The sequence below is a fragment of the Mesorhizobium sp. M0910 genome (assembly GCF_040319465.1).
Lineage (GTDB): Bacteria > Pseudomonadota > Alphaproteobacteria > Rhizobiales > Rhizobiaceae > Mesorhizobium.
Window position 1 is genome coordinate 547,714 of the sequence record NZ_JAMYNZ010000002.1, and the last position, 15,163, is coordinate 562,876.

General features: G+C 62.6%; 14 protein-coding genes, 1 tRNA gene and 1 pseudogene. 7 read left to right on the forward strand and 9 right to left on the reverse strand.

Going from position 1 to position 15,163, the window contains the following annotated elements; all coding sequences use genetic code 11:
- Nucleotides 1-55: 55 nt before the first annotated feature.
- The gene (locus NKH78_RS06610; protein WP_352736724.1) at nt 56-1,552 is read right to left on the reverse strand and encodes an amidase; all 1,497 of its coding nucleotides are present in this window, start codon (nt 1,550-1,552) and stop codon (nt 56-58) included.
- A gap of 126 nt (nt 1,553-1,678) precedes the next feature.
- Here NKH78_RS06610 and NKH78_RS06615 point away from each other — a divergent pair, with 126 nt between their 5' ends.
- The 4 genes from NKH78_RS06615 (at nt 1,679) to msrB (ending at nt 4,354) form a co-directional block, all read left to right on the forward strand.
- The gene (locus tag NKH78_RS06615) at nt 1,679-2,218 is read left to right on the forward strand and encodes a sigma-70 family RNA polymerase sigma factor (RefSeq protein ID WP_352506016.1); all 540 of its coding nucleotides are present in this window, start codon (nt 1,679-1,681) and stop codon (nt 2,216-2,218) included.
- Nucleotides 2,215-2,919, forward strand: a complete 705-nt coding sequence (locus tag NKH78_RS06620; protein WP_352686657.1) for an anti-sigma factor — start codon at nt 2,215-2,217, stop codon at nt 2,917-2,919. Before NKH78_RS06615 ends, NKH78_RS06620 begins: the two co-directional genes overlap by 4 nt.
- Before the next feature lie 205 nt (nt 2,920-3,124).
- Nucleotides 3,125-3,682 (forward strand): fasciclin domain-containing protein, encoded by a 558-nt coding sequence (locus NKH78_RS06625; protein WP_352882363.1) that lies wholly within the window; start codon nt 3,125-3,127, stop codon nt 3,680-3,682.
- Nucleotides 3,683-3,853: 171 nt separating this feature from the next.
- The gene (gene msrB / locus NKH78_RS06630) at nt 3,854-4,354 is read left to right on the forward strand and encodes a peptide-methionine (R)-S-oxide reductase MsrB (RefSeq protein ID WP_352477048.1); all 501 of its coding nucleotides are present in this window, start codon (nt 3,854-3,856) and stop codon (nt 4,352-4,354) included.
- 213 nt (nt 4,355-4,567) lie between these two features.
- Here the strand turns inward: msrB and NKH78_RS06635 are convergent.
- Both NKH78_RS06635 and NKH78_RS06640 read right to left on the reverse strand, forming a co-directional pair.
- A pseudogene (locus NKH78_RS06635) lies at nt 4,568-5,530 on the reverse strand (DHA2 family efflux MFS transporter permease subunit); the annotation flags it as partial.
- A 53-nt stretch (nt 5,531-5,583) separates the two neighbouring features.
- Nucleotides 5,584-6,762, reverse strand: a complete 1,179-nt coding sequence (locus NKH78_RS06640) for an HlyD family secretion protein (protein ID WP_352686454.1) — start codon at nt 6,760-6,762, stop codon at nt 5,584-5,586.
- 143 nt (nt 6,763-6,905) lie between these two features.
- Here NKH78_RS06640 and NKH78_RS06645 point away from each other — a divergent pair, with 143 nt between their 5' ends.
- Complete coding sequence (locus tag NKH78_RS06645; protein WP_352506014.1) at nt 6,906-7,655, forward strand: TetR/AcrR family transcriptional regulator; 750 nt, start codon at nt 6,906-6,908, stop codon at nt 7,653-7,655.
- Nucleotides 7,656-7,676: 21 nt separating this feature from the next.
- Here NKH78_RS06645 and yihA read toward each other — a convergent pair whose 3' ends face one another.
- The 5 genes from yihA to rpmH form a co-directional block, all read right to left on the reverse strand.
- Nucleotides 7,677-8,336 (reverse strand): ribosome biogenesis GTP-binding protein YihA/YsxC, encoded by a 660-nt coding sequence (gene yihA, locus NKH78_RS06650; RefSeq protein ID WP_352472343.1) that lies wholly within the window; start codon nt 8,334-8,336, stop codon nt 7,677-7,679.
- Nucleotides 8,333-8,971 (reverse strand): CatB-related O-acetyltransferase, encoded by a 639-nt coding sequence (locus NKH78_RS06655; RefSeq protein ID WP_352452996.1) that lies wholly within the window; start codon nt 8,969-8,971, stop codon nt 8,333-8,335. Before NKH78_RS06655 ends, yihA begins: the two co-directional genes overlap by 4 nt.
- A gap of 144 nt (nt 8,972-9,115) precedes the next feature.
- Nucleotides 9,116-10,939, reverse strand: coding sequence for a membrane protein insertase YidC (yidC, locus tag NKH78_RS06660; RefSeq protein ID WP_352736727.1), 1,824 nt, complete (start codon nt 10,937-10,939; stop codon nt 9,116-9,118).
- 13 nt (nt 10,940-10,952) lie between these two features.
- Nucleotides 10,953-11,306, reverse strand: a complete 354-nt coding sequence (gene rnpA, locus NKH78_RS06665) for a ribonuclease P protein component (protein WP_352539960.1) — start codon at nt 11,304-11,306, stop codon at nt 10,953-10,955.
- 23 nt (nt 11,307-11,329) lie between these two features.
- Nucleotides 11,330-11,464 (reverse strand): 50S ribosomal protein L34, encoded by a 135-nt coding sequence (gene rpmH, locus NKH78_RS06670; protein ID WP_008833937.1) that lies wholly within the window; start codon nt 11,462-11,464, stop codon nt 11,330-11,332.
- A gap of 334 nt (nt 11,465-11,798) precedes the next feature.
- On the opposite strand from rpmH, the gene NKH78_RS06675 reads away from it, so the two are divergent.
- Together NKH78_RS06675 and NKH78_RS06680 are read left to right on the forward strand one after the other, a co-directional pair.
- Nucleotides 11,799-13,286, forward strand: coding sequence for an ATP-binding protein (locus NKH78_RS06675; RefSeq protein WP_352455990.1), 1,488 nt, complete (start codon nt 11,799-11,801; stop codon nt 13,284-13,286).
- A 312-nt stretch (nt 13,287-13,598) separates the two neighbouring features.
- Nucleotides 13,599-13,675, forward strand: a tRNA-Arg gene (locus tag NKH78_RS06680).
- A 249-nt stretch (nt 13,676-13,924) separates the two neighbouring features.
- Here the strand turns inward: NKH78_RS06680 and NKH78_RS06685 are convergent.
- Nucleotides 13,925-15,148, reverse strand: a complete 1,224-nt coding sequence (locus NKH78_RS06685) for an arabinose transporter (RefSeq protein ID WP_352736728.1) — start codon at nt 15,146-15,148, stop codon at nt 13,925-13,927.
- Nucleotides 15,149-15,163: the final 15 nt, after the last annotated feature.

Consider the following 15,163-nt stretch of genomic DNA (forward strand, 5'->3'; position numbering starts at 1 on the left):
TTTGCTTGACCATGATCTTGTCCGAAAACCGGTTCCCACCTTTCGGGATCATGGTCTATGCCGGCACCTGCAGCGGCGCCCGCCGTCCCAGCCAGCCCGAGATCTTTTCCATCTGCGCGGCGAACGACAGAAGCGTTTCCTCGTCGCCGGGGCGGCCGGCGGCCTGGACGCCGAGCGGCAGGCCGGTATCGGTGACGTAGACCGGAAGCGTGATCGACGGTTGCCCGCTGACGTTCTGGATCGCCGGCCAGTGGGTGAACCAGAGGCTCTTGTCCATCAGCTGGCCGAATAGCGGCTTGAACTTCAGCAGGCCGGCGAGGCGCAGTCTGTCCAGGACATTCTCGATGAATTCGTCGACGCCTTTCGGGTCCATGGTGCCGCAGGCGAGCGGCGGGTGCGCGATGACAGGCATCAGCACTGCATCATAGTGCGCGGTTTCGGTGATAAGCCGGCGCGACGCGGCGTGCAGCCGCTGCAGGCCAGCATAGATTTCGCCGGCCGAGAGGATTTCACCGAACCGGCTCATGACGCGCGTGGCGCGTTCGATGTCGCCTGAGATGGAGCGGCCGACGCGCAAGGCCTCGCCCCGCATCGTGCCGGCCACCGCCGCGGCGACGGTTCTGGCGAAATCGGCGATGAAATCGCGATCGATATAGGGCAGGTCGATCTCCTCGACGCTGTGCCCGCCTTCGCGCGCCAGCGCGATCGCCGCATCCAGAGCTTTCAACGTCTCTTCCGATATCGGCAGGCCGAGCGGCGATTTTCGATAGAAGGCGAGGTTGAGCTTGCCCGGATCGCGCCCGGCCGCCGCAGCAAAACTGCCGGTCGGCGACGGTGCCGCGTAGGGCGACAGCGGGTCAGCCCCGTGGGTCAGGTCGAGCAGCACCGCCGTATCGCGCACTGAGCGGGCCAACGCATGGTCGACGACGAAGCCGTACCAGCTTTCGGTGACGAGCGGTGTCAAGGGCACGCGGCCGCGCGAGGTTTTCAGCCCGATCAGCCCGGTACAAGCGGCAGGCACCCTGATCGAGCCGCCGCCGTCCGAGGCATGCGCCACCGGCACGATGCCGGCCGCGACCAGCGCAGCCGCACCGCCCGAGGAACCGCCGGTCGTGTGCGCGGTGTCCCATGGATTGCGGGTGACGCCGTAAGCCACCGACTCGGTCACCAGCCTCAGTCCGTGTTCGGGTGCGGTGCTGGTGGCGATCGGGATCAGGCCGGCGGCCAGATAGCGTTCCGTCATGACCGAGTTGAAATCGGGGGTGAAAGCTGGGATGCGGCTGCCGCCATGCGTCGGCACGCCCTTCATGGCGATGCCGAGGTCCTTCAGCGCAAAGGGCACTCCGGCTAGCGGCAGCTTGTGGTCGACGGTTTTCGCTCGCGCCCGCGCCGCCTCAAAAAGCGGTTCGGCAATGGCATTGATCTCCGGCCGGGTGGCCTCGGCCCGGGCGATCGCCGCATCGACGAGATCTTGCGGTGTGATCTCTCCCTTGTGCACGAGCGCGGCCTGGCCGGTTGCGTCATGCTCCCACAGAACCCGCTCGATCGACATGGTCGCCCTCCCGCTCATGGCAAGCTAGCGGGCGGCGATTCCATTGGCAATCGAGGCTGGCGCTGCCGGTGCGCAAGACCATTTCAGTCGTTGCAAATACATTGCAATCGCCTAATTTGGCGGCCGATGACGCCGCAGGACATCAGCAACCTGATTGTCCGGACTTCGATGAAGGACCGGGCTGCGTTCGATCTGCTCTACCGGCAGACCAGCGCGAAACTTTTCGGCGTCTGCCTTCGTGTATTGAAGGATCGGGGAGATGCAGAAGAGGCGCTTCAAGAGATCTTCGTCAAGATATGGACGAAGGCGGACCGTTTTGCCGTTTCGGATCTGAGCCCGATCTCCTGGCTGGTGGCCATTGCGCGCAATCATGCGATCGATCGGATCAGAGCGCGGCGAGAACCTGCCGCCTATATCGATGCCGCGCTCGACGTGGCCGATCCGGCGCCCGGGCCGGAGGCCATGGCCGTGGTGGGCGGTGAGTCCGGACGCATCCACCATTGTCTCGAGGAGTTGGAGAGTAACCGGGCGGCGGCCGTCCGGGGCGCCTATCTGGATGGCAAAAGCTATGCCGAGCTGGCGGAGCGCTATGGCGTACCGCTGAACACGATGCGGACCTGGCTGCGTCGCAGCCTGTTGAAACTGAGAGAATGCCTGGAAAGATGACGCTGGCTGACGACAATGGACCGGAACGTAGGGGCGACGACCTGTTCGCCGCCGAATACGTTCTTGGCGTTCTAGCCGCCGATGAACGCGAGATCGCGTCGCGCCGCATCGATGCGGACGCCGCTTTCGCGCGCCTTGTCGATAGCTGGGCGGCGCATCTTTCGCCGATGGCCGCCGCCTATCCGGAGACAGAGCCTCCGATCAGGGTCAAGGAAGCATTGGACCGCCGGCTGTTCGCTGCAGAGCCGCGGGCCGGCCTCTGGTCGAGCCTTGGCTTCTGGCGCGGTCTTGCCGCCGCCGCCATTGCAGCGCTGGCGATCTACATCGCCGTGCCTTACTTCCGCCCGCCCACCGAACCGCCGCAGACGCGGCTTGTCGCCTCGCTGGCGGCCGAAGGCAGCGACGTCAAATATCTCGTTGTCTACGATGCCGCCCGTCACGAGGTCGGTCTTTCCCACGTTTCCGGCGAGCGGGCCGCCGGCAAGGACTTCGAATTGTGGATGATCGAAGGCAAGAAGGCGCCGGTGTCGATAGGCATCATCCCGGCCGGCGCGACCGCGCATTTGGCCATCCCGCCCCCCGTCCAGGAGAAATTGGCGCAAGGCGCCGTGCTTGCGGTCAGCGTTGAACCTGCCGGCGGTTCACCGACCGGCCAGCCGACTGGACCGGTGGTCGCAGCGGGCGATCTGAAGAGCATCTGACCGCTTCTCATCTCCGGAAGCAGACCTTAAAATCTATCTTCCGCGATTTAAGCGCCTGCAAAGCTTGTTGGTGGTTGTCGATCCGCGCCGGGAAAATTTCGGCGACACAATTTTTCTGCGGAGAGGACGAAACTCCGGAATTTTCTATCGCGTATCTCCTTGCGTTCCCGAATAAGGGGAACGATAACCCGAGGAGATTGAAATCATGCGTAAATTCGCCACCCTTTTGCTCGCCGGCACGGTCGCCATTTCTGCGCTCGCCACCATTGCCTATGCCCAAAACCCGATGGTCGGCGGCGCCGCCATGTATGCCCAGAAAAACATCGTCGAAAATGCGGTCAACTCGAAGGACCACACGACGCTGGTCGCTGCCGTCAAGGCGGGCGGCCTGGTCGATACGCTGCAAAGCGCCGGCCCCTTCACCGTGTTCGCGCCGACCAACGAGGCCTTTGCGGCACTTCCAGCCGGCACGGTAGAGACGCTGCTCAAGCCTGAAAACAAGGACAAGCTGGTCAAGATCCTGACCTGCCATGTCATCGACGCCAAAGCGATGGCCGCCGACGTCGCCAAGATGGTCAAGCACGACGGCGGCACGCACAAGGTCAAGACGGTCGGTGGTTGCGAACTGTCGCTCAAGACCGACGGCGGCAAGGTCACCGTGACCGACGAGAACGGCAACGTCGCCAATGTGACGATCGTCGATGTCGAACAGTCCAACGGCGTCATCCACGTCGTCGACAAGGTTCTCCTGCCGAAGATGTAACAAACGCACGCTGCCGGCGAAGATATCGCTAGGGCCTCCCTGCGCACACTCCGCGCCGTTCACGCAAGATGGATAGGCGCGGAGTCCCGCTTTGAGGACAGCGATCGTCACCGGCTTTTGATTTCCGTGTGGCGGTCGAATTTGGCACAAGCAGTAACAGGAGGAATGGCCATGAACCGTCGCGAGCTTCTTTTGAGTGGTGCGGCAGCCATTGGCGTTGTCGCAGGCGCCACCGCGCTGCGCATGGGCGGAGCCCAGGATGCACGCGCGGCCGAGACATTCGAGGTTACCAAGACCGAGGCCGAGTGGCGCGCCATCCTGTCCGACGCGGCCTTCAATGTGCTGCGCAAGGAGGGCACCGAATATCCGGGCACCAGTCCGCTGCTCAACGAGCACCGCAAAGGCATCTTCGCTTGCGCCGGCTGCGGCCTGCCGGTCTATTCGTCTGAGACCAAGTTCGATTCCGGCACAGGCTGGCCGAGCTTCTGGCAGGAAATCCCGAATTCCATCGGCAAGACCGTGGACAGATCGTTGGGCATGACCCGCACCGAGGTCCATTGTCGCCGCTGCGGCGGCCATCTCGGCCACGTCTTCGACGACGGTCCGCCGCCGACCGGGTTGCGACACTGCATCAATGGCGTCGCCTTGACCTTTAAGCCGGCGACGGCGTGAGGACGGCTGCGACCCTTACTTTGTCGGAGCGCGCTAGAGCATCGGACCCAAAAGTGCGAAGCGGTTTTGGGAAAATCCGATGCTCAAACAAAAAGTTGGAGCGATGGAGTGTCCGCCGCTCCAAGACCTCGTAATGGTTGATTTTGCGCATGACCCCGAAAATCGCTTTTCGGGGTCATGCGCGAGGGCGCCAGGCGGGGGATCCAGCGCGCCTCAATGGCCTCCGCCACCGCCGCCCTGAGCGGCTGGCTTGCGGATCACCAGGGTGAAGAGCCCAAGCGTCGCGAACAAAACCGTCAGCATGAAGAATACGTCCATGAACGACAGCAGCGACGCCTGCTGCTGGACCATGCCTGACAGTTTGGAGATGGCCGCCTTGGAGGCGTCGAGCCCGGCGGTCTGCTCGAAGTTGAGCGTCATGTTCTGCAGCTTCTGTTGCGCAGCGGCACTTCCCCATTGCACGTGCTCGGAGAGCCTGGCGTAGTGGAAGGCATTGCGGTCGATCAGCACGGTGTTGATGACGGCCAGGCCGACGGCGCCGCCGAGATTGCGGGTCAGGTTGAACAGGCCAGACGCATTCTTCAGCCGCTCCGGCGGCAAGGTTCCGAGCGCAATGTTGTTGATCGGCACCATGCACAGCATCATCGAGCAGCCGCGCAGGATCTGCGGGATCAGCAGTTCGTAGAAATCCCAGTCGGCGGTGAGATGCGTCATCCACCAGGTTCCCGTGGCGAAGCCGAAGAAGCCGATCATCATCATGATGCGCGGGTCCATCTTGTTCGACAGGATGCCGGAGATCGGCGCGGTGAAGAACATGGCCAGGCCGCTGACGAACAGCGCCTCGCCGATCATCATCGAATCGTAGCCGCGGATGCGCCCCAGGAACACGGGATAAAGATAGGTCAGACCGTAGAGGCCGATGCCGACCACGAAGGAGAACAGCGAGCCGAACGCAAAATTGATATTGCTGAAAGCCTTCAGATCGACAATCGGCTCCTCGGCGGTGAACACGCGCCAGAAGAACAGCACCGCGCCGAAGGTCATGATGACGGCGCAGACGAACACCGCCTGATCCTGCAGCCAGTCGTTGTTGGGGCCTTCCTCCAGCACATATTCCATGCAGCCCAGGAAAGCGGCCATGCCGGCAAGCCCCCACCAGTCGAACTTGCTGAACAGCTGATCCGGCGGTAATGGTTGCGGTCGCCATGACCCTTGCTCCCGGTTCCGCTTTACTTCGATGCCGAAGGCGCCGTGCGGCTGTCGACGGCGACGACGACGCTCAGGCCGGCGCGCAGTTTGCCCGTCTTCAGCACATCCGCGGGCACGTCGATGCGAACCGGAACGCGCTGCACCACCTTGGTGAAATTGCCTGTGGCGTTCTCCGGCGGCAGCAGCGAGAACACTGCTCCCGAAGCCGGCGCCAGCGACGACACGGTACCCTCGAAGTCCTGGCCGTCGATCGCGTCGACCGACACCCTGACCTTTTCACCAGGCACCAGCCGGGCAAGTTGCGTCTCCTTGAAATTGGCGACGATGTAGAGCTTGTCCATTGGCACGATGACGGCGAGCTTCTGTCCGGGGCTGATCAGGTCGCCCTGCTCGACCGAGCGGTTGCCGACCACGCCGTCATAGGGTGCGCGCAGTACGGTGAAGGACAGATCCCGCACCGCCTTGTCGTGGGCAAGCTGCAGCGAGGCCAGCGTACTGGCCGATTCCGCCCGCTGCGCCTGGAGCACGCCGATATTGGCCTGAGCCGCCGCGATCTGCGCGTCGGCGCCGGCTAGTGCGGCATTGGCTTGCTCGACCGCCGTCTGGGCGTCGTCCAACTGGGCCTGGGTACCGACCCGGGTCTTGAGCAACTGGGCGGCGCGGACCTGAACCCGCTTCGCATTGTCTGCTGCGGCCTGGTCGGCGGTCTTCTGCGCCTGCGCCTGCTTGAGCGAGGCGCGGGCCGCTTCGGTCTGGGCATCGATGCGGTCGAGCGTCTTGCTCAACGTGGCGATCTGCGCCTCGGCCTGGGCAACGGCTATCTTGTAGTCACCGTCATCGACGATCAGCAGCGGGTCGCCGGCCTTCACCTGCTGGTTCTCGGTCACTTTGACCTGATCGACATAGCCCGAGATTTTTGGCGAGATGAACGCCGTGTCGGCCTGGACATAGGCGTCGTCGGTCGAGATCATGAAGCGCCCGTCGGTCCAGTAGTCATAGCCATACCATGCGCCGGCGCCCAGCAGGGCCAGGCCGATGATGGGCAACAACATCGAGCGCATCGAGCGCTTCTTTTTGGCGGGAGCCAGCGGGGTGATGTCGGCGGGCTTGAGAGGGGCTTCCGGCGCTTCGATCGCAGGTTGGACCTTGGCGCTGGGGAAAGGGCGGACTTCGGCACTGGTAGGCGCGTTCGAGGACATGATATCTCTCTAAATTAACTGGCGCTGAATGTTGTCAGACTGAACCGTTCGGTTCGATCTCGACATTGACTTAGCGCTTAAACAGGCCCATATCAAGAGCAATCGAACCGGATGGTTCGAATTATTTTACGAGGTGTGACATTATGGCCGAAGCCCCCAAGGCCGCTCCTTTGTCTGATTCAGGCCCATTGTCCAGCGCTGGCAAGGAGCAGTGCGATCTGCTGGACAGTCTGCCGCGCGGCCGCCCGGCCGCGGGGCAAGACCCGGTCAAGCGAAGCCAGATCATCGAGGGTGCGCGCCGTGTCTTCATCGACAAGGGCTTCGAAGCCGCGTCGATGAACGACATTACGCGCGAGGCCGGCGTGTCCAAGGGCACGATCTATGTCTACTTCGCCAACAAGGAAGAGCTGTTCGAAGCGCTGATCGAGGAAGAACGCGGCACGATCTTCAAGAATATGTATGAGGTGCTCGACCAGATCGGCGACCTTCGCCAGACGCTGGTGAAGTTCGGCATCGTGCTATCCATGAAGATCACTTCGGCCAGGGTCATCCTGGCGCAGCGGACGGTGATCGGTGCGTCGGAACGGATTCCGGAGCTTGGCGCGCGATTTTACGAACGCGGGCCGAAGCGCGGCCATGACAGGGTTGTCGTTTTCCTCAACATGGCTATCGAACGTGGCCTGCTGAAGATCGACGACGTCGAGCTTGCCGCCTATCAGTTCACCGAACTGTGCCTGGCCGGTCTTTTCCGCCAGTGCATATTCGCCTATCGCACCAAGGCGCCAAGTGTGGCCGAGATTGAACATATCGTCAGGTCGGGCGTCGACGTGTTCCTGAAGGCCTACGGCACAGAACAGCTTGCAGAGCAGGAACGGGCCTCCAGTCCCGCCTGACCAGCCGTCGGAGGCCGTTGCCTATCCGCCATTGGCGGCGAGCACGATCGCCGCACGCAGTTCCTCGAGGCCCTCGCTCTTTTCCGACGACGTGGCGAGCACGAAGGGGAAGGCCGCCGGGCGTTTCTTGATCTTCTGAAGCGTTTCCTCGACCAGTCGCGGTACCCCCGCCGCCTTGATCTTGTCGGTCTTGGTCAGCACGATCTGATACGACACCGCCGCCTTGTCGAGCAGCGACAGCACCTCGTCGTCCTTGGCCTTGATGCCATGGCGGGCATCGATCAGCACGTAGACGCGCTTCAGCGTCACCCGGCCCTTCAGATAGTCGAACACGAGCTTCGTCCACTCGTCGACCTTTTCCTTCGGCGCCGTGGCGTAGCCATAGCCCGGCATGTCGACCAGGGCCATCGGCGGCAGGTCGGCGCCCTCTCCCGAAAATCCGCCCGGCACGAAATAGTTGAGTTCTTGCGTGCGGCCCGGTGTGTTGGAGGTGCGCGCCAGCCCCTTCTGGTTGACCAGCGCGTTGATCAGCGACGATTTGCCGACATTGGAGCGGCCGGCAAAGGCGATCTCGGGCGGACCCTCCGGCGGCAGGAATTTCATCGCCGGCACGCCGCGGATGAATATCCAGGCTCGCGTGAACAATTCGATGCCGATCGTGGTCTTGTTCAACGCGTTCAAACCGCTGCCTCCAGAAGAAAAATGTTGCTGCCACGAATGGCATCGAGATTGCGGCTGATCTTTTCCACCGGCCAGTGCCACCACGCCAGCGCCAGCAGCCGCCGGATGGTCCTGTCGTCGAAGCGCATCTTTACCACCTTGGCCGGATTGCCGGCGACGATCGCATAGGCCGGCACATCGTGCGTCACCACCGACTTTGCCGCGACAATGGCGCCGTCGCCGATCTTCACGCCCGGCAGCATCACCGCTTCCATGCCGATCCAGACATCATTGCCGACGATCGTGTCGCCGCGGACCTCCTTCGACCATGTCGCCGGGTCGAAGCCTTCCTCCCAGCCGTGACCGAAGATGTTGAACGGATAGGTCGAAAAACCGGACATGGCGTGATTGGCGCCGTTCATGATGAAGCGCGCGCCTTCGGCAATGGCGCAGAACTTGCCGATGACCAGCCTGTCGCCGATGAACGGGTAATGATGCAGCACGCATTTTTCGGCGAATTTGTCGGGCCCGTCAGGGTCGTCATAGTAGGTGAAATCGCCGATCTCGATGTTCGGCGCCGTTACCAGCGGTTTCAGAAAGCCGACGCGCGTGTGCAACGGGATCGGATGCTTGATCGATGGATTGGGTCCGGTCATATCGAGCTCCGTCGGGCAACTGCCAGCCAGGTCAAAATAGCGCGATCCGCCCGGCCGTACCAATCGCTTAATCCAGACCGCCAGCCTGTACAAAAAGCCCCGGACGAACCGGGGCTTTCTGGTTTCGCATCATCGGAGCGCCGGCTATTCCGCCGGCGACGGTTTCTTGCGGAACAGCGCGACCAGATTGTCCCACAGTTCGATCTTGGCGCCCTGCCGCTTCATGATCACGCCCTGCTGCAGGATCGACAGCGTGTTGTTCCAGGCCCAGTAGATAACGAGACCGGCCGGAAAACCCGCCATCATGAAGGTGAAGATCACGGGCATCCAGGTGAAGATCGCCGCCTGCGTCGGGTCCGGCGGCGTCGGGTTCATGCGCATCTGCAGGAACATCGTCACGCCCATGATCAGCGGCCAGACGCCGATCATCAGCATGTGCGGCAAGGTGATCGGGATCAGCCCGAACAGGTTGAAAATCGATGTCGGGTCCGGCGCCGCCAGATCCTGGATCCAGCCGAAGAACGGCGCGTGCCGCATCTCGATGGTGATGTAGAGCACCTTGTAGAGCGAGAAGAACACCGGAATCTGCAACGCCACCGGCCAGCAGCCGGCGAGCGGATTGATCTTCTCGGTCTTGTACAGCTCCATCATCGCCTGCTGCTGCTTCATCTTGTCGTCCGCGTATTTCTCGCGGATCTCGAGCATCTTGGGCTGCACCTTCTTCATGTTCGCCATCGACGCATAGGACTTGTTGGCGAGCGGGAAGAACAGCGCCTTGACGATGACGGTGGTGGCGAGGATCGCCAGGCCGAAATTGCCGAAGAATTTGTAGAGCGTGTCGATCAGCCAGAACATCGGCTTGGTGATGAAATAGAACCAGCCCCAGTCGATCAGCAGGTCGAACTGGCGAATATGACGGTCCTTTTCATAGGCGTTGATCGTCGAAACTTCCTTGGCGCCGGCGAATATCTCCGACTCCACGGTCGTCGATTGCCCGGGAGCGATTGTGACCGGATCGGACAGGAAATCGGATTGGTAGCTATGCGGGTGGGGTCCGCTTTTGAACTCGAAATAAGAGAATTTGGGCTGAAATTCGCGGCCGCTCGGCGGCACCAGGGTCACCGCCCAGTATTTATCGGTGATGCCGAGCCAGCCGTCGCTCGACTTGCCTGGTTTGTACTCCTTGTCCGATTCGACGCTGGAGTATTTGTATTCCTGCAGGCCCTCGCTTCCGGTAACGCCGATCAGGCCCTCGTGCAGCACATAGGTGCTGGCGATAGCCGGCTTGTCGAAGCGGGTGACTCGGCCATAGTTCGACAACGTCGCGGGTGCCGAGCCGCCGTTCTGGACCGTGTCGGATACGGTGAACATATATTGGCTGTCGACCGAGAAGGTGCGCTTGAAAACCAGGCCCTTGTCGTTGGTGAAGGTCAGCGTGACCGGCGTCGCTGGTGTCAGCGTCGCATTGCCGTCGGTCTGCCAGACCGTGTCGGGGCCGGGCAGCCTGCCCACATCCGGCGTGCCGGAAAAGCCGATCTCGGCGAAATAGCCGTTTGGCAGGGACGCCGGGTTGAGCAACGCGATCTCGGGCGAGGTCTTGTCGACCGTCTCCCTGTAATGCTTGAGCCGGAGATCGTCGAGGCGCGCGCCGGTGAGGTTGATCGAACCTTCGAGGCTCGGCGTGTCGATCTTGACGCGCTTGGTCGAGGCGATCGCCTGGTCGCGGCTAGCCGCGGTGACGGCTTCGCCGCCAGGCGCGCTCGGAATGGCGCCCGGCTGCACCGGTGTTTCGCTGGCGCCCGGACTGGTGCTTTGGGCGACCTTCTTCTGCTCCGCCACGCGCTGCTCTTCGATGCGGGCGGCTTCGCGCTGCATCTCGCTGCGCGGCATCACATAGAAATATTGCCAAAGCGCCAGGATCAGCACCGACAGTGCGATGGTGATGAAGAAGTTGCGGTTGTTTTCCATCGAAGCCCTTGGCCTATCGTGTTCCACGCAATCTGCGGGAGAGTTCGGCCTTCAACTGGCCGAACGGAGTGGTAAGCACGTCTTCGCGCCCGACGATGACATAATCATTGCCCGGCGCCATGTCATCCGCGGCATGCGTGCGCACGGCCTCTCTGAGCCGCCGCCGGATGCGATTGCGAACGACGGCGTTGCCGACCTTCCTGGTGACGGTGTAGCCGACGCGCGGCGCCTCGCTGTCGCCGCGGCCCAGGACCTCGACGAGGAAAAGCCGCCCGCGGCGCTTTTCGCCACGGCGGACGGCCAGGAATTCCGCGCGCTTCAGAAGCCGCTTGGGATGGGCACCCGTTGGCTTGCCGGTTGCGGGCAACGATCTTGTCTCTCGCTTGGTGCTCAGGCGCTGAGACGCTTGCGGCCGCGGTTGCGGCGGGCTGCGACGACGCCGCGGCCACCTTTGGTGGCCATGCGGGCGCGGAAACCGTGCCTGCGTTTGCGGACGAGTTTGGACGGCTGGTAAGTACGCTTCATTTGTTTAAATACCGCGGGGTGCGGCCCTTCTTGATTCTGTCACTTTGTAACAGGAGCTTTGCCGGGCCGGTTTTGGCGCGATCGAAACCGCGCCGGGACGAATGGCCCGAGCGTGAGCGGGCTTATAGAAAGAAGGGTTTTGGAAGTCAATCCAGCGTGTCGGGCCGGCATTGTCGGACCGGCATCGAAGTCTTGCGGCCCTTTGTCCGGCTTCGACCAAGGATGAATTTGGCAAAAAAGCCGCAATCGCCTAATCTCACCCGATCAAGCGATCGTGAAGACGAGCAGTCCCTAAGACAAGCAGCCGTGATGACAGGCAGCCGTGACGACGAGCATGAGTGAAGTCCCAGCAACCGACGAAAGCATCGCCCAGGCGAAGGCGGCCACCCGCAGGGTGCCGCTGGCGCGCGGCCTGTCGACCAAGTTGCTGCTGCTCACCATCGTCTTCGTGCTCTTGGCCGAAATCCTCATCTTCGTGCCCTGGATCGCCAGCTACAGGCTGAGTTGGCTGAAGGAGAGGCTGAGCACCGCCGCCGCGGTTTCCATCGTCCTGGTGCAGGGCGAACCTGCCTCGCTGTCGCGTGCCGCCCAGAACGACGTACTGATGGCGATCGGCGCCAAGGCGATCGCCGTGCGCGACGGCGGCGTCTCGCGGCTTCTGGTCGTGGCCGAAATGCCGCCGCAGGTCGACGAGCATATCGATATCGCCAATGTCGGCATGATCGAGGGTATGACCGGCGCGCTGGACACGCTGTTTTTCGGCGGCAAGCGGATGCTGCGCGTTTTCGGGCCGGTCGGCGACAGCGACAAGGAATTCGAGCTGATCATGCCCGACCACCGCCTGCGCAATGCCATGCTGATCTATTCGCGCAACGTCGCCTTCGTCTCGCTGCTGATCTCGCTGTTCACCGCCATGCTGGTCTACGCCGCGATAGACCTGATCATGATCGGCCCGATCAGGACGATGACACGCTCGATGCTGTCCTTTTCCGAGGCGCCCGACGACCCCGGCCGCATCATTCACCCCGCCGCCCGGGCCGACGAGATCGGCGTCGCCGAACGCGAGCTGTCGCAGATGCAGGAGCGGCTGCAGAAGATGCTGACCGAGCAGAAGCACCTGGCCGATCTCGGCCTGGCCGTGTCGAAGATCAACCACGACATGCGCAACATCCTCGCCTCGGCGCAACTGATGTCGGACCGCCTGCGCCAGGTCAAGGACCCGACCGTGCAGGCCTTCGCACCAAAACTGCTGCGCGCGCTCGACCGTGCGGTGTCCTACTCGGAGGGCGTGCTGGCCTATGGCCGCACCCAGGAGCCGCCGCCGTCGCGCCGCAGGCTGCGGCTGCGCCAGCTGGTCGAGGACGTCCAGGGCCTGCTCGACATCGAATGCGGCATCGAATTCGTCAACGCCGTCGATCCGGTGCTCGAGGTCGACGCCGATTCCGACCAGCTGTTCCGCGTGCTCACCAATCTTAGCCGCAACGCCGTGCAGGCGATGGCGGCCGACACCGAGAGCGCCGTGGTGCGCCGCTTGACCATATCGGCCGAGCGCATCGGCAGCGTCAGCCGCATCGTCGTCACCGACACCGGCCCCGGCCTGCCGCCAAAGGCGCGAGAAAACCTGTTCGCGGCATTTCGCGGCTCGGCCCGCAGCGGCGGCACCGGCCTTGGCCTGGCGATCGCCCATGAACTGATCCGCGCCCATGGCGGCACGGTGGAGCTGGTCGAATCGATCGGCGGCCGCACCACATTCGCGGTCACCATTCCCGACCAGCCGGTCCGGCTCGACCAGGCCCGCAACGGTCTGCGCCGCCCGGCGTAACGAACCGTTTCGTTACGGACCGTTTCAATTCGCAAATGGTTGGTCCGAGACTACGAGCCATCGGCTCGGCCGCCGTGCAACGGCGTGTTTCGTTACGGGCCGTTCCGATTGGCAAATGACTGATCCAAGACGACGACCTATCGGCTCGGCCGCCGCGTGACGCGATCTTGCCTTCGCCGGCCGGCGCATGACGGCAAAACTTTTGGCCAGGATCGGCTTGCTTTTCGCAAATTCAGTCGCTAGGGAACAGCTCACATTCGCGGCCGATCGCCAGGATCGGATCGCGGGGCTATGCAAAGCATGGCCTGTTGCGCGCCCGTAGCTCAGCTGGATAGAGCACCAGACTACGAATCTGGGGGTCAGGAGTTCGAATCTCTTCGGGCGCGCCAAATATCCACCGATCGCACTATATAGCCCGATTCCCACCAGACTACGCCCGCGCAAATCGCGGGAGATAGTCCGCGAGCGAAAGGCGTAGAAACGGCGGCGTTAGGCGGTGGAAAAGGTCGAATCTCTCGGGTTGAATGGCTGATTTCTGATCAGCAGGCACGTGCCATATATCACTTGGGTGGCATCAGCCATTTCACTCTAAATCTACTTCGGTTGCGAACGTAGAAGGCCGCTGATTGCCGCGAAGTTTACCAATAAGACCTCTTTGCAGGCGCCCGTCGGCCTCGGTGCGTGCTGTAGGCTAAATACAAGGCAATGGCCGTCGTACAAAAGGTGACACCGGCGCTGATAAAGAACACAACGCTCAAACCTGCTCGATCGGCAGCCCATCCCAACACCGGGCTTCCTAGAGCCATCGCGACATCGAGAAAGACCGTGTAGATGCCCATTGCCAGCCCGCGGCTTTCAGGCGAGGTGTCACGGACAGCCTCGACACCCAGACCGGGATAGACGAGCGAGTAGCCGAGTCCCGCGAGAGCGGCTCCGGCGGATGCCATCATCATGCTTCGGGCCAATCCCATGAGGATCAATCCGGCCGCTTGCACCAGAACGAACACCAAGGCGATTCTCGCGCCACCGAACTTATCCGGTAGATGGCCAAACATCATTCGCGCCACGATCAACGCCGCGCCAAAGGCAGTGAAGGCAAGCCAGACGGGCTGCCAGCCGTGATTGACATAAAGGAGCGGGCTGAATGCGAGAATGGCGCAATAGCCGATGCTGCTAAGCGCCGCGCCAAGTCCGGGTAGCCAGACCGCTCCAATCACGCCGCCAAAAGTGGATCTCGTCCGTGCCGATAGGACAGGCGGACTCGGCGCTCGCAATAGGAACAGCAGAACGAGCAGTGGCGCCAAGGTCGTGATAAGGCCGATCGCCGCAAAGCCGTACGGTACAAAGAGCATCGTGCCGAGCGGACCGCCGAAGGCGAGCGCCGCGAACATGGCCGTGCCGACCCAGGCGATGACCTTCCCCGCATGGCCGGAATCGACCATTGCCAATCCCCAGCTCACGCCCCCGGTGATGATGAAGCTTTCGGCTCCACCGAGCACCGCACGTCCCACCAGAAGAATCGCAACAGAGAGGGTTGGCGAACTCACGAAGGTCAAGGACAGGAGATACAGCAATCCAGCACCGGCGGCGGCGATCAGGCCGAGGACGACGCTGCGTTTGCCACCATTCGCATCCGAATAGGTGCCGGACCATATGCGCGTGACCAGAGACGCGGCAAATTGCGAGCCCGCAACCAGGCCGACGACGAAAGTTCCGAAGCCGAGATCCTGATTCACATGCAGCGGCAGCACCGGCAGGGCCGCGCCGATGACGAGGAAGCCGGCCAACACGGCCGCCATGATCGGCAGCAACGTCACGGCGGCCGAGGGCGGCGGTCTGGACGATGAGGGCAAAGGAGTCATCGCGACCAGCAGCGT

Excerpts from the sequence above, each read along its gene's own strand:
- NKH78_RS06610 (WP_352736724.1), bottom strand. The coding sequence starts at position 1,552 with ATGTCGATCGAGCGGGTTCTGTGGGAGCATGACGCAACCGGCCAGGCC.
- NKH78_RS06615 (WP_352506016.1), top strand. The coding sequence starts at position 1,679 with ATGACGCCGCAGGACATCAGCAACCTGATTGTCCGGACTTCGATGAAG.
- NKH78_RS06620 (WP_352686657.1), top strand. The coding sequence starts at position 2,215 with ATGACGCTGGCTGACGACAATGGACCGGAACGTAGGGGCGACGACCTG.
- NKH78_RS06625 (WP_352882363.1), top strand. The coding sequence starts at position 3,125 with ATGCGTAAATTCGCCACCCTTTTGCTCGCCGGCACGGTCGCCATTTCT.
- msrB (WP_352477048.1), top strand. The coding sequence starts at position 3,854 with ATGAACCGTCGCGAGCTTCTTTTGAGTGGTGCGGCAGCCATTGGCGTT.
- NKH78_RS06640 (WP_352686454.1), bottom strand. The coding sequence starts at position 6,762 with ATGTCCTCGAACGCGCCTACCAGTGCCGAAGTCCGCCCTTTCCCCAGC.
- NKH78_RS06645 (WP_352506014.1), top strand. The coding sequence starts at position 6,906 with ATGGCCGAAGCCCCCAAGGCCGCTCCTTTGTCTGATTCAGGCCCATTG.
- NKH78_RS06655 (WP_352452996.1), bottom strand. The coding sequence starts at position 8,971 with ATGACCGGACCCAATCCATCGATCAAGCATCCGATCCCGTTGCACACG.
- yidC (WP_352736727.1), bottom strand. The coding sequence starts at position 10,939 with ATGGAAAACAACCGCAACTTCTTCATCACCATCGCACTGTCGGTGCTG.
- rpmH (WP_008833937.1), bottom strand. The coding sequence starts at position 11,464 with ATGAAGCGTACTTACCAGCCGTCCAAACTCGTCCGCAAACGCAGGCAC.
- NKH78_RS06675 (WP_352455990.1), top strand. The coding sequence starts at position 11,799 with ATGAGTGAAGTCCCAGCAACCGACGAAAGCATCGCCCAGGCGAAGGCG.
- NKH78_RS06685 (WP_352736728.1), bottom strand. The coding sequence starts at position 15,148 with ATGACTCCTTTGCCCTCATCGTCCAGACCGCCGCCCTCGGCCGCCGTG.